This is a genomic window from Enterococcus durans NBRC 100479 = LMG 10746 (assembly GCF_001544215.1).
Taxonomy (GTDB): domain Bacteria; phylum Bacillota; class Bacilli; order Lactobacillales; family Enterococcaceae; genus Enterococcus_B; species Enterococcus_B durans.
Window position 1 is genome coordinate 20,011 of record NZ_BCQB01000032.1, and the last position, 13,712, is coordinate 33,722.

12 protein-coding genes, 2 pseudogenes and 1 other annotated feature are annotated in these 13,712 nt (G+C 39.0%); of the genes and pseudogenes, 9 read left to right on the forward strand and 5 right to left on the reverse strand.

Translation table 11 applies throughout. The features are described from left to right. The first annotated feature begins 2 nt into the window (after positions 1-2). The 3 genes and pseudogenes from ED2_RS09725 (at position 3) to ED2_RS09740 (ending at position 2,689) form a co-directional block, all read left to right on the forward strand. Positions 3-1,010 (forward strand): sugar kinase, encoded by a 1,008-nt coding sequence (locus ED2_RS09725; protein ID WP_016177247.1) that lies wholly within the window; start codon positions 3-5, stop codon positions 1,008-1,010. Between the two features lie 16 nt (positions 1,011-1,026). Beyond that, positions 1,027-1,870 (forward strand): annotated as a pseudogene (kduI, locus tag ED2_RS09735) (5-dehydro-4-deoxy-D-glucuronate isomerase). Positions 1,871-1,885: 15 nt separating this feature from the next. After that, entirely contained in the window at positions 1,886-2,689 is an 804-nt protein-coding gene (locus ED2_RS09740; protein ID WP_005875395.1) for a gluconate 5-dehydrogenase, read from the forward strand. A 317-nt stretch (positions 2,690-3,006) separates the two neighbouring features. Here the strand turns inward: ED2_RS09740 and fni are convergent, their stop codons facing one another. From fni to mvk, 4 genes are read right to left on the reverse strand one after another with little or no spacing between them, the layout of a single operon-like run. Next, the gene (gene fni, locus ED2_RS09745; protein WP_016177250.1) at positions 3,007-4,050 is read right to left on the reverse strand and encodes a type 2 isopentenyl-diphosphate Delta-isomerase; all 1,044 of its coding nucleotides are present in this window, start codon (positions 4,048-4,050) and stop codon (positions 3,007-3,009) included. Beyond that, entirely contained in the window at positions 4,047-5,132 is a 1,086-nt protein-coding gene (locus ED2_RS09750; RefSeq protein ID WP_005875399.1) for a phosphomevalonate kinase, read from the reverse strand. Before ED2_RS09750 ends, fni begins: the two co-directional genes overlap by 4 nt. A 12-nt stretch (positions 5,133-5,144) precedes the next feature. Continuing rightward, entirely contained in the window at positions 5,145-6,122 is a 978-nt protein-coding gene (mvaD, locus tag ED2_RS09755; protein ID WP_005875400.1) for a diphosphomevalonate decarboxylase, read from the reverse strand. Beyond that, positions 6,115-7,062, reverse strand: coding sequence for a mevalonate kinase (gene mvk, locus ED2_RS09760; RefSeq protein ID WP_005875402.1), 948 nt, complete (start codon positions 7,060-7,062; stop codon positions 6,115-6,117). Before mvk ends, mvaD begins: the two co-directional genes overlap by 8 nt. A 313-nt stretch (positions 7,063-7,375) precedes the next feature. On the opposite strand from mvk, the gene ED2_RS09765 reads away from it, so the two are divergent. From ED2_RS09765 to ED2_RS16535, 3 genes and pseudogenes are all read left to right on the forward strand, one after another. Next, on the forward strand, positions 7,376-8,035 hold the full coding sequence (locus ED2_RS09765) for a deoxynucleoside kinase (RefSeq protein WP_025481376.1): 660 nt from the start codon (positions 7,376-7,378) through the stop codon (positions 8,033-8,035). A 368-nt stretch (positions 8,036-8,403) separates the two neighbouring features. Beyond that, entirely contained in the window at positions 8,404-9,309 is a 906-nt protein-coding gene (locus ED2_RS09770) for a magnesium transporter CorA family protein (RefSeq protein WP_005875404.1), read from the forward strand. A gap of 238 nt (positions 9,310-9,547) precedes the next feature. Then, a pseudogene (locus ED2_RS16535) lies at positions 9,548-9,667 on the forward strand (DUF3788 family protein); the annotation flags it as partial. A gap of 76 nt (positions 9,668-9,743) precedes the next feature. On the opposite strand, the gene ED2_RS09775 reads toward ED2_RS16535, so the two are convergent. Next, on the reverse strand, positions 9,744-11,108 hold the full coding sequence (locus ED2_RS09775) for a lytic polysaccharide monooxygenase (RefSeq protein ID WP_016177252.1): 1,365 nt from the start codon (positions 11,106-11,108) through the stop codon (positions 9,744-9,746). Positions 11,109-11,422: 314 nt separating this feature from the next. Beyond that, positions 11,423-11,548, forward strand: a sequence feature (ribosomal protein L20 leader region). 43 nt (positions 11,549-11,591) lie between these two features. Here ED2_RS09775 and infC point away from each other — a divergent pair. The 3 genes from infC to rplT all read left to right on the forward strand — a co-directional run bounded on the left by infC (position 11,592) and on the right by rplT (position 12,801). After that, entirely contained in the window at positions 11,592-12,116 is a 525-nt protein-coding gene (infC, locus tag ED2_RS09780; RefSeq protein ID WP_016177253.1) for a translation initiation factor IF-3, read from the forward strand. Positions 12,117-12,187: 71 nt separating this feature from the next. Beyond that, a complete protein-coding gene (gene rpmI, locus ED2_RS09785; RefSeq protein WP_002289309.1) occupies positions 12,188-12,388 on the forward strand; it encodes a 50S ribosomal protein L35 in 201 nt (66 codons plus the stop codon). A gap of 53 nt (positions 12,389-12,441) precedes the next feature. Further along, on the forward strand, positions 12,442-12,801 hold the full coding sequence (gene rplT, locus ED2_RS09790; RefSeq protein WP_005875407.1) for a 50S ribosomal protein L20: 360 nt from the start codon (positions 12,442-12,444) through the stop codon (positions 12,799-12,801). The last annotated feature ends 911 nt before the right edge of the window (positions 12,802-13,712 follow it).

Sequence of the window (13,712 nt, forward strand, 5' to 3'; positions counted from 1 at the left end):
CGATGGGGAAAGCAATCACATTAGGTGAAATCATGTTGCGTTTATCAACCGATCAGGGGAAAAGACTTGAAACCAGTGAAACTTTCCACGCGCATTACGGCGGTGGTGAAGCAAATGTGGCCATCTCATTAGCTAATTATGGACATGAGGTTGGTTTTGCTTCCAAGGTTCCTGACCATGCAATAGGGAAGGCCGTTAAAAAACATCTGCAAAGTTATGGTGTGGATACAACACATCTTTTATTCGGTGGTCCGCGGTTAGGTTCTTATTATATGGAAACTGGGGTTGGGGAACGAGCGGCTTCCGTTATTTATGACCGAGCGGGTTCGAGCTTTGCACTGATGGAAGAAGATGAATGGAACGGCAAACAGCTGTTCCAAGGAGCAGAGATCTTCCATATTTCGGGAATTACACCGGCGTTGTCACAAGCTTGGCGAGTCCTCACAAAGAAACTCATGCAAGAAGCGAAGAAAATGGGCTGCTTAGTCAGTTTTGATATCAATTATCGAGGAAAGCTTTGGACACCAAAAGAAGCAAGTGAAACAATCCAACAATTGTTGCCGTATGTCGATATTTGTTCCGCTGGCGAACTAGATGCTCGTTATCTATTGGGTATCAAAGATTCTCCAGAAGAAGTGGAACAACCGTTGATTTATTATTACCAGAAAATGCAAGAAAAATATCCAAACATCAATGTTTTTTATTCGACGAAACGAAAAGTTCATTCCGCTAGTGACAATGAGTTACAAGGCACTTTATGGATGGATCATGGATATTTCGAATCACAAGTACATGAAATTACACCTATCGTGGACCGCGTGGGAGGTGGGGATGCTTTTGCCGGTGGGGTCTTACATGGCATTTTAGAAAAAAATACGCCACAAGAGATCATTGATTTTGCTACTGCTGCATCTGCTTTGAAACACACCGTCCATGGGGATTGTAACCAATTTGATCAATCAGAAGTCGCTCGCTTTTTAGCGTACGGCTCAGGAAAAATCGTAAGATAAAAAGGAGAAGATAGACATGCAAGAAATGGAAACACGTTATACACATAGCCCGGAAGATATTCGTCATTATTCAACAGAACAATTAAGAAAAGAATTTTTAGTGGAGAAAGTATTTGAAACCTGGAAAAATCAGTTTGACTTATACCCACAATGACCGCATGATTTTTGGCGGAGTAACACCAACAGAAAAAGAATTAGAAATCACGCTTGATAAAGAATTAGGTGTTGAATATTTCTTGGAACGTCGTGAATTAGGGGTAATCAATATTGGTGGACCTGGATTCATCGAAATCGAAGGAAAGAAAGAAGACATGAAAAAGCAAGATGGCTATTACATCGGCAAAGAAACAAAGCATGTCGTATTTTCTTCAAAAGATCCAGAAAATCCAGCAAAATTTTACATTAGTTCAGTACCAGCACACCATAAATATCCAAATGTCAAAATCAGCATCGATCAAGTGAAACCAATGGAAACAGGCGAAGGGTTGTCATTGAATGAACGCAAAATCTATCAATATATCCATCCAAATGTTTGCGAAAGCTGCCAGTTACAGATGGGTTACACTATTTTAGAGCCAGGTAGTTCTTGGAATACGATGCCATGTCATACACATGAACGCCGCATGGAAGCTTATGTTTATTTTGATTTTGCCAAAGAAGATACACGTGTTTTCCATATGATGGGTAAACCTGATGAAACAAAACACTTAGTAGTGGACAACGAGCAAGCAGTTTTTTCTCCAAGTTGGTCGATTCACTCTGGTGTCGGAACGAGCAATTATTCATTTATTTGGGCAATGTGTGGAGAAAATATCACGTATACCGATATGGATATGGTACCAATGGATCAGTTGAAATAAGAAGGAGGATAAAAAATGGAATTTACAATGGATATGTTTCGTTTAGATGGAAAAGTAGCACTAGTAACTGGTGCTGTTTACGGAATTGGGTTTGAAATCGCTCGTTCACTGGCAGCAGCGGGGGCAACGATCGTGTTCAATAATTTGTCACAAGAATCAGTCGATGAAGGGGTAGCGCACTACAAAGAAGCCGGAATCGAAGCAAAAGGGTATGTTTGTGACGTAACAGACGAGCCTGCAGTTCAAGCAATGGTCAAACAAATCAAAGAAGAAGTTGGCTCTGTTGATATTTTGGTCAATAACGCTGGGATCATCAAGCGCACTCCGATGATCGAGATGGATGCGGCAGATTTCCGTCAAGTGATCGATGTGGATCTAAATGCACCTTTTATCGTATCAAAAGCAGTTATTCCAGATATGATCGAAAAGGGTGGTGGTAAAATCATCAATATTTGTTCAATGATGAGTGAATTAGGTCGTGAAACAGTTAGTGCTTATGCAGCTGCTAAAGGCGGCTTGAAGATGTTGACAAAGAATATTGCTTCTGAATATGGTCAATACAACATCCAATGTAATGGCATCGGCCCTGGCTACATCGCCACACCACAAACAGCACCTTTGAGAGAAAAGCAAGAAAATGGAGAACGTCATCCATTTGATCAATTCATCGTTGGACGTACACCAGCAGCACGTTGGGGTGAACCAGTCGATTTAGCTGGTCCATCTGTATTCTTAGCATCTAGCGCTTCTGATTTCGTCAATGGGCATATCCTTTATGTAGACGGCGGTATTCTAGCGTATATCGGGAAACAACCTTAAACAACGTGTGAGCTTAGAAGTAACAAAAAGAGGTCGGACAAAAGTGTTTAAAAAGAGGTTGGGATAGAAGAAGTTACTTCTGCTCCCACCGTTTATTCGGAGTTAGAGTCTGTGGCAAAACTGATTTTTAGTTTTGTCCCACGCTCTTTTTTTGTGATTTCTAGACCGAAGTGAGAAATTTCAAGAAACAAGAAAAAATCCACAAAAATCGAATTTACAATTTTTGTGGATTTCATTATGTTTTTCAGAGAGACTATTTCTGCCGTTTATTCGAGAGTCTGCAGCAAACTTGATTTTTAGATTTGTCCCACATTCATTTATTTCCGATTTCCGTATTTCGTCAAAGAGATCCCTCTTGCTTCGCACCAATCTTTGGTAGCCCCCGTCAAGATAACTGGGTGATGATGCAACTGATCGATTGTTTCTGCACCAACCATCGTAAATAACAAACGAAGTTCATCCTGACAATCTTTGAGTAACTGTATAGTATCTTCTACGCCATTACTCATCAAGGAATTCAGTACGGTTCCTGATATTCCTACGGCTTGAGCGCCAAGACAGAGAGCTTTAAAGATGTCAAAGGCATTTCGGATGCCGCCAGATGCTAATACCTCAACAGGATATTTCGCTTCATTTGCTTCTAATAGTGAAGTAACCGTTGATTGCCCCCAATCAGCTAGATAGTTCAATTCTCTTTTAGGGCGACGTGCATTTTCGATCTGAGTAAAACTTGTACCACTGCGACCACTGATATCGATTGTTTTGACGCCTAATGCAGCCAATTCGTCAATCGTTTCTCTGGTCATCCCAAAACCCACTTCTTTGACAATCAAAGGTACCGAGATTTCTTCTCTGATTGCTTGGATCAACTCTTTCCAATTTGAAAAATCACGATCACCTTCAGGCATGACCAACTCTTGGGGTGCATTTAGGTGGATTTGTAAGGCATCTGCCTCAAAAAGTTCAATTGCTTGTTTCGCCTTGACGACCGAAGTACCTGCGCCGACATTCGCTAAGATCTTTCCGTTAGGATAAACGTCACGCATCACTTGGTATGTCTCAGCTAATGTCGGATCTTTTAAAGCGGCACTCACTGAACCTGTCGCAATCATTAAGTCTGTTTCTTTAGCGATTGTTGCTAATTCGCGGTTGATTTTTTTGGTTTTTTCGCTTCCGCCAGTCATTGCATTGATATAAAAAGGATAATGCAAGTCTAAACCAGCCACGGAAGTATGAAGGCTGACTTCTGAAACTGCAAGCTGCGGTAAAGCATTATGAACGATCCGTACAGTATCAAACTCATTTTTTTGTTTGTTATGGAAGGCTTTCGCTAATGAGACATGTTCATCTTTACGATTCATGCTTTTTCCTTTCTTTGATAGCTATAGACATGGAGCGGAAGTGGAGTGATTTCTGCGGCTTCCCACGCACTCATCAAAGGGAGAATACCTGATTTTTGATCAACGATCACGATCCCACAGTCGCCACCACCAGCACCTGATGATTTCGCTGCTCCCTCATATTCTTCTGCTAAACTGCATAATTTATTCAAAGCAGGTGTTTCGATCAATACACCAGTGATCGCAGAAAGATCATGTAATAGCTCACGGTTTTTTCGGATCATTTGTTGGATCAGTGATACATTGTTCTCTTTGAATCCTTTGATCATTTCATTGACACATTCTGTACTAGCTTGCAAAAATTGTTGATATGCGGTCATTTTATCTGTTCGTGACCGATGGACTTGGTCCACTAGATCAGAAGTGGACGCTGGACTGCCAGTCCAACCAATCAATAAACGTAAATCTTTAGGAGTACAAAGCGACTCGATTGAAAGTCCTGGCCAATCCATCGCTAATAGTTCACTGATGGAATAATTTTTTTCTTGTTGTTGGAGCCAACGATGATCAAAAGTGGAAAAGGCGATCCAACCACCATAACAACTTGCGGCGATATCACCGCACGAGCCGTTATCTTGAACGGCCAAATTTGCTAAAGCAGCAATTTTGAATATCTCCAATTGTGTTAGATTCAAGGCGTAAAAAATATTTAGTGCCTTAACTGTCGCAACAGTAACTGCACCACTAGAACCCAACCCGTATTTGCGACCATTGGAACTATCGAGTTCACTTGTTACTTTCAAGTCATAGAAGGAAAGTAAGATATTGTTTTCTTGCGCATATTTCTCAGTCAAGCGGATGGCTGCGAGAATATAATGAAATGGATTTTCACGAATATCTAGGACTAACTCGCCATGGCGCCGTGTCCAACGAACCGGCATTCCGCTATATTGAGCAGATTGGATACTGCCGACTTTTCGTGCGGCTTCTACGGTGACTGTCACAAATTGATCTACAGCAACGATGATTGCTGGATGACCGGTTTCAACAACTGCATATTCTCCAGCAATATAAAGTTTTCCTGGAGCAGATACTTCAATCATAAAAATCTCCCTTTATTCAATAATCTTGATTCCTGGACCAGCATGAGCCGTAATGACTTGCTGCGGGCTAAATAAATCGCTAAATGCTTGGCGCACAATCTCTTCTTGTTTCTTTTCAACTAACACTTTCACATTTGGACCAGCATCCATTGTAAAGTAGCAAGGAATCCCTTCATTTCGTAAAGTACGGACGGCTTGCATCGCCTTTAGGCTATCAGCTGACCAATAAGTAAATGGAGGGAGAGCGGCTAATGTCGTGCCATGCATCTTCAATGCGTTTCTTTCCATCGTTTCTCCCAGTGCTTGAAAATCTTTTGTGTGAATTGCTTGTTTTAATTGATAAAGATCAGCTTCGACAGTATCTAGCCAACCTTGATAAAAACTGGAAGTTGCTACAGTACGGCGCATGCCATCTCTGCTAGAGACATCTTTTTTTTGATCGTTGAGAAGCACAAAGACCATAGCTAACTCTTCTTCAAAATTATTTGAGGGTACGGGTTGAGCGTAGGAACTTTCATCATCATGCCCCTTTTCCCATTCGACAAAGCCGCCGAAGATGCTGCGACAAGCAGAGCCAGAACCACGTCTAGCCAGTCTGGACAATTCTTTGTCATCTAAGCCTAAGTGCAATGCTTCATTACACGCACCAGCTAATGCAGCTAGTCCACTAGCAGAAGAAGCCAATCCAGCAGCAGTAGGGACAAAATTTTGACTCGTAATGGTTGCTTTATAGGCTATTCCTGCTTTTTTTCTAGCTAGATCTAAAAATGCACTTATTTTTTTTGTGGCTTTTTCATCTTGTAACTGATCGTCTAAGTAAAAACGATCTTCTGTAAATTCCTCAGAGAAGAGGATTTCAGTTTCTGTATAAAACGCATCAAGTGTCAATGACAAACTATTATTCATTGGGAGGATCAGCGTTTCATTTTTTTTGCCCCAATACTTGATTAGCGCAATATTCGTATACGCACGTGCTTTTCCTTTAAACATAGGTATGTACTCCTAATCCTTGAATCCAAGTTGCAGCAGCACCTGCTTGAAGAAGTGCATCGCTGATTTCTTGGGCTTTTGTTTTTGTTTGAGTAAGAGCAATCATACAACCGCCTCTGCCGCCACCTGTTAATTTGGCACCTAGCGCACCAGCGTCTTTCGCTGTCTCAATCAACAAATCTAAAAAGTCATTACTGATGGTCAAGCTTTTTAAGAGTTCTTGTGCTTCGTTCATGGCTTGAGCGAGGTGCAGCGGATCATTTTCGATGATTGCTTTTTTTGATTGCCTTGTTAAGTATCCTAGTTGTTGGATTTTTTGTCCAGTTTTCTGTTGATCTTTTTCAAATAAATGAGCGACATCTTTCACTGCTTCACGTGTTTGTCCCTTGATGCCTGTGTCAGCTACGATTAAAAAAGCATCGATATTCAAAGAAAAATAATCAAAGGGATGACCTTTGACAAAATAGATGGGTTTTAAACTACTTGTTGCAGCAGCATCGATCCCACTAGGATTCCCATGAGCGATTTTTTCTGATATTTGTACATTTCTTAATAGCTGTTCGCGAGAAAGAGGTTGCGCAAGATAGTCATAAAAGGCACGTGTGACAGCAGTTGCTACGGCTGCACTAGACCCCATCCCACGCTCGGCGGGAATCGTACTATCGATCGTTAATTGAAAATTTGTACTGATGTGCTGTTCTTTTTTTAAACTAGCTACTAATTGTTTGATATTTTTCAACGTATGAGGAGCGCTAGTCAATTTTCCTGTATAATAAGAAGAAACCAATTGATCGGCTGACGAAAAAGGTAGCTCTTCAAAAGCAGCAGTCGCTTTAGTCGCGTAAAAAGGAAAAGCAATGGCTGGTTCGCCGTAGACGACTGCATGCTCTCCCATCAAAATGATTTTCCCATTTGATTCTCCTTGGCCATAGTTTGCCATAATCTAACTCCTTCTATATGTTACGCTAACTTTTTGAGCAAAAAATAAAGCGCCGTGTATCATTTGCGCTATCGAATGATTTTTTACATGTAAGTTCAAAAAAACAATCCATCTTTATTTTACTAAATCCAACGCAGAAGTAAAATAAAGAATACGTTTTTCCGCAAAAAAACATTTTTTTCTTAAGAAATTTTTGGGTTTTTAATTTAGTGAAAAGGGGAGATTTCTATTTGACACTACCAGATATTGGGGGTATATTTAGAAAGAATTGGAAAAAGACACTATATTTAGTGATGAAGTGAGTTGGAGGTAAATGAGCGTGATCGTTTTAGCAGGTACGATTGGTGCCGGTAAATCAAGTTTAACAGAAATGATGGCTGAACGCTTGGGCAGTCAAGCTTTTTATGAATCAATCGATGATAATGAAGTACTACCCTTATTTTATGCCAATCCTGAGCAGTACGCATTTTTGCTACAAATATATTTTTTGAATAAACGTTTTGCAAGTATCAAGCAAGCAATGGAAGAAGATAACAATGTTTTGGATCGTTCTATTTATGAAGATTCATTGCTGTTCCACCTAAATGCAGATCTAGGTAGAGCTACGGAGACTGAAGTTCGCGTCTATGATGAATTGCTTGAAAATATGATGGAAGAACTTCCCTATGCTGCACACAAAAAGCATCCTGATCTACTCGTTCACATTCGAGTGTCATTTGAGACGATGCTTGAACGGATCGAAAAAAGAGGACGTTCATATGAGCAACTTTCTTTTGACCCTACCTTGTATGACTATTACAAAGAATTGAACCGTCGTTATGATCAGTGGTATGAGGAGTATAAAGAAAGCCCTAAAATCCAGATCGATGGGGATCAGTTTAATTTCGTGGAAGATCCTGAAGCTAAAGAGGCGGTATTGAAAATAATCGAAGAGAAACTAGCAGAAATTCGAGAAGAAGTCAGTATTTCTTAATTTTTTTTCATAGAAATGATAGAATGAGGTCGAGACAAAAGTCGTTTAGGTTTGAGAAATTGGAGAGAAGAACGAGGTTGGGACATGTTTAACTCCGAGAAATAAGAAGAAATTCACGAAAATTGCTTTTCAAATTTTTGTAAATTTCGGCTTATTTAAGAAGGAGTTGCTTCTGCTCCCACCGTTTATTCGTTTTTAAAGAATGGGACAAAAGTGTTTCTTACTTTTGTCCCATGCTCGTTTTTTTTTTGAAATTTCCGAAAAATCTGGCTTTTGGACGCCTTCTATTCAAAATTAGAGTCTGTAGCAAAACTGATTTTTAGATTTGTCCGCATTCATTTTTGTGTACAAGTAAAGGGGGAGCTAAAGTGAGAGAAAAAATTTTTTTTAACCACGATCAAAATTTTTGGATGAATGTTCCAAGTGATGATGCCATCGCGGTTAAAAATCTAAAAGAAGAGTATGGGATAAGTGATGAAATGCTGACTTACTCACTCGATAAAAATGAACGAGCACGTGTAGAATATGATAGCTTAGATGATGCGCTATTGTTAGTAACAAATGTTCCGCATCAACAAAAAATCGAAAATCATTATGAGACTAGTCCAGTAGCGTTTATTTTAAAAGATGGAGGGCTGTTTACCTTTACGACTAAAAATACGGAGTATGTTATCCGTTTGCTCAATGCTCTGCTAGAAAGAGACTCAGAAGTTTCTGTTTATAGCTTGCTATTTAGAACGTTATTTCTGATTTCGGGTTCTTTCTTCCCACTTATTGAAGAGGTTAACAGTGAACGGCAACGATTGAATATGCGACTACGAGAAAAAACAACAAATAAAAATCTGTTGGCTTTATCTGACTTAGAAGTCGGTTTGGTCTATCTAGTCACTGGGACAAAGCAAAATGTCGTCTTACTTGAGCAAATCAAAGCTCTCGCTATTTTTCGGAAATTAACAGAGAAAGAAAAAGAACAGTTGGATGACGCACTCATTGAAGCCAAACAGGCAGTTGAGATGACTAATTTAGCTTCTCAAATTTTAGACCAGTTATCAGGAACTTATAATAATCTATTGAATAATAATTTGAATGATACGATGAAATTTCTAACTGTCTGGTCATTGATTTTAACGGTGCCGACCATCGTTACCGGATTTTTCGGGATGAATTTACAATTACCCTTTACACATTCCGTCTTTGGATGGGGCATCGCTTTGATCATCAGCTTACTTTTATCGATCTGGATGTTAGTGGCATTATGGCGTAGAATCCGCTGAACTTGAAATAGTGAAAGAATGCTGTCGGAAGTTATTCGAAAGTGAAACAACAGAAAATAATTGCTGGGAAAATCGTGAATGGATGTTTAAAAATTATTCCTACAAAAAGAGATCGAGACAAAAGTTGTTTAGGTTTGAGAAATTGGATAAAAAAGCGAACAATACGTTTTTTGTATTGCTCGCTTTTTTTGAAATTTCCGAAAAACCTGACTTTTGGACGCCGTTTATTTGAGAGAGGCTGGGACAGAAGTGTTTAACTCCGAGAAATAAGAAGAAATGAACGAAAATTGCTTTTCAAATTTTTTTGAATTTCGGCTTATTTCCGAAGGAGTTGCTTCTGCTCCAGCCGTTTATTCGAGAGTCTGTAGCAAACCTGATTTTTAGATTTGTCCCAGACTCTAGGTTGGAATGTCTTTCCTAGCTGCTTTGCTTTTTTAGTTTAAACGGAATAATGTATCTGCCTGATCAGGGGCCCAAGTCGTATCACCATAATTAACATGTGTTTGTAATGTTACGCACAGTTTCCCTTGGTAAACCACTTTTTCATGTTTTGTATAAAGCTGTGGAGAAGCGAATGTTCCTAAGATCCATTGTCTGCCTTCCGTTTCTGTGCCACCTTCTTCCTTTTTATTTGTGGTCACAGTTAAAACATTGCTGGTATCAGAAACTTCATTAGAATTACTGATTGCTTTGACTGTATAAGTATAAGTTGTATTCGCTTTTAAGTTCGTATCATCAAACGTTGTTTTTGTAGTTGAACCAATTAGAGAACCATTGCGGTAAATATCATATTGCTTGATTCCTTGCGTATGAGAAGAACGTCCCCACATAAGTGAAACACTTGAACTAGTGGTTCCCATCGAATGCAGGCTTTTAGGTGCAGTTGGTTTTTCTTGACTTGTTTGGGATAACGTCGTCACTGAAATAGCTGTTTTAGGTGAAGTTAAGCCATTTTGTCCAACCGCTTCGATCTCATAACGATAAGTAGTTTTTTCTTTAAGCTTACTATCTGCAAACTCAGCATTGGCTGTATTACCGATAAATGCGCCATTTCGATAAACATTATAAGAAGCCGTATTTGCTTGACCGTTCCAAGTTAGTGCGACAGAACTTGCTGTCACATTAGCTGTGCGGACATTTTGTGGCGCAGATGGTGCTACTGGAATACCAGCTTCACCTTTTACATTGACATCGATCACGTTATAAAAGGCATTTGGTGTATCTGCAACATCCCAGACCGCTAAGATCACATGGTAACCTAAGCGATTGCTTGGAATAGTAATGTTATGTTTTGGATTATTTGTTGCTGCCGAGCCATTGTGGTTGATCGTACCAATCAACTCAAAATCACCGCGATCTAAAGAATCATTTGGATTCCAATCAGCTTTTGTCATGTAATAATGCCATTTAGATGTTGCATGTGAAGCTGTATAACGCCATGTGATGTTCATAGCGCCTTGTTTCACTTCTTGTTTTGTCCAACGACTCGCTGTTTGATTGTCCAAGACAAAATCACCGATTTGGCCCAAGCCACCTTCCGCAGAGGCAATCCGTCCATCCGCAGGACCAGCTTGTGGAAATCCTTTTTTTGCTTCAAGTGATTGAGGGTTTGTAATAACTGCTCCGTATTTTTCCCAAGCAGCGGAATACCCAATCGTATTTCGTTCAATAGCCCCTTGATAACCTCGACTAGGTGGTGATTCCACATACCCGTGAGCAGAAGCAGAAATCTGGTTGATCATTAGGCTACCGAAAAGAGCTGTAGAGCAGAATAGAGTGGCTAAAAGTTGTTTTTTCATCGTATTCCTCCAAAATTTTTTATTTTTTTGATAACGACCATCTCAATTTACAATCAGTTTTAAATTAAAATAATTGTTATTTGAATATAGAATATCAAAAATGGAAACGTTGTCCTAATCAATAATTACCTAGTGCTAGGTAATTTTAGTTTCCTATATGAAGGTTAGAATTTAGAATCAATTTTATTTTAGAAATAACGTTTATGTAAAGTTTGTGCTAAGGATGCAACAGACGGCTATCAAAATGAAAACCAATCACTTATAAGAATTTCATTGACAAAGTAACAAGGATTTGCTATACTATTTAAGTTGAGAAATAAAAGCAGAAGCACCCGCTTCTCGCCTTAGTTGACACAGTCACTGGGCTAGATAGTTTTCATCTACTTGGTTAGGTGAATGACGTGCGGGTTCTGTAAGAGAACTCGTTTTTTTATTGCCGTTTATCCGGCAAGCTTTTCTTTCTCTCATAATATTTGGAGGTGAATGACCATAGCAAAGGATATGATGGTTAACGACGGCATTCGTGCGCGTGAGTTACGATTGATCGGTTCAGATGGTGAGCAATTAGGAGTTAAAACAAAAGCAGAAGCATTGAAGATTGCAGAACAAGCAAATTTAGATCTTGTGTTAGTTGCACCAGGTGCGAAACCACCAGTTGCGCGAATCATGGACTACGGGAAATACCGTTTCGAGCAACAAAAGAAAGACCGCGAGGCGCGTAAAAAACAAAAAGTGATCAATGTAAAAGAAGTTCGTTTAAGTCCAACAATCGATTTGAATGACTTCAATACAAAACTTCGTAATGCACGTAAGTTCTTAGAGAAGGGCGATAAAGTAAAAGCTTCTATCCGCTTCAAAGGCCGTGCCATTACCCATAAAGAAATTGGTCAAAAAGTCTTAGATCGCTTAGCTGAAGAAACTGCTGATATTGCAACAGTGGAACAAAAAGCGAAAATGGACGGACGCAGCATGTTCTTGACGCTGGCACCGAAAAACGACAGTAAGTAATTTGAATGACTAACTGGCTGTTGGACAGTCGATAGTCGGATAACGAAAGATTTTGAGGAGGAAATATAGTCATGCCAAAACAAAAAACACACCGCGGATCAGCAAAACGTTTCAAACGTACTGGTAAAGGCGGATTAAAACGTTTCCGTGCGTTTACAAGTCACCGTTTCCACGGTAAAACTAAAAAACAACGCCGTCAATTGCGTAAAGCAAGCATGGTTTCTAGTGGCGATTTCAAACGTATTCGTCAACAACTAGCAAAAATGAAATAAAAAACACAAACAAACGAAATTTGAAGATTTATTTTTATTAGGAGGAATTATACATGGCACGTGTTAAAGGTGGAACAGTAACTCGTAAACGTCGTAAAAGAATGCTAAAACTAGCAAAAGGTTACTACGGTTCAAAACACACTTTATTTAAAACAGCAAAAGAACAAGTAATGAATTCATACAACTACGCATATCGCGATCGTCGTCAAAAGAAACGCGACTTCCGTAAATTGTGGATCGCTCGTATCAACGCAGCAGCTCGTATGAATGGCTTGAGCTACTCAAAATTGATGCATGGTTTGAAATTAGCTGAAATCGACATCAACCGTAAAATGTTAGCTGACTTGGCTGTCAACGATGCAGCAGCATTTACTGCATTAGCTGACCAAGCAAAAGACGCTTTAAGCAAATAAGCTTGTAAAGCTATATAGCAAAGTGCCCCCACTCTTATGGAGTGGGGGTTTTTGTTTTGCAAAAAAATTGTTGCAACCTATTAAAAAATGCAACAGAGATCATATTGCTCTAAGATGGTTAGAAAGATATACCCTATTTTTTATGCCCATTCTGTCTGTAATTATGAAACGCCTTCAACAGATAAGGGATAGAGAATACAGACAGCTATGGGTATTTTCTATTTAGGTATACGAAAATTTTTTGTAGTAACTTTTTTTCAATAGCAAGACTATCAATATTTATATACTTACTCATTTATATTGATAGTTTATGCAAAAAATTAAATGATACACTTTTTTTGCTAGAGGATATAGAAAAATAAGGTGAGGATAGATCTTATCAAAGAAAGGGAGGATAGATGTACAGAGTAATTCTTTAATGTTGGTATAAAATAGAGGCGGTTAATAATGGTTGGTATCCTAACAGACCTCCAATTTATAAGAAAGCAAATGAATGATTTTGAATAATTTAAAGGAAAAATCACCATTTTCTTTTTGCATTCGTTCTTATTAAGCATCCCCCAATGCGCAAGAAACCTCGAGAATGAACAATAACTTCCCAAAAACGAATGCCTATTTCACTAAAGAAGAACAAATAGAACTTTCACCAGGAATGATGAAAGTAATTAAATACCACACCTCGATTTCTTAAATCAAGCACCTATCAATAATATCTGTAAAAAAATCAGTCGGTATAAAGTAGATCTAGTAATATTCAAAGGTGGTGTTTTGAATAAACCTACATAAAGTCAAATCAAAATCGTTGAATCACAGATCTAAATTAGATTGCATCTGGATAGGCTACAATTAACTAGACAGAAAAATTAAGGTGTGTAGACTAGAAGAAAACATACCAGGAAAACTTTTTATGT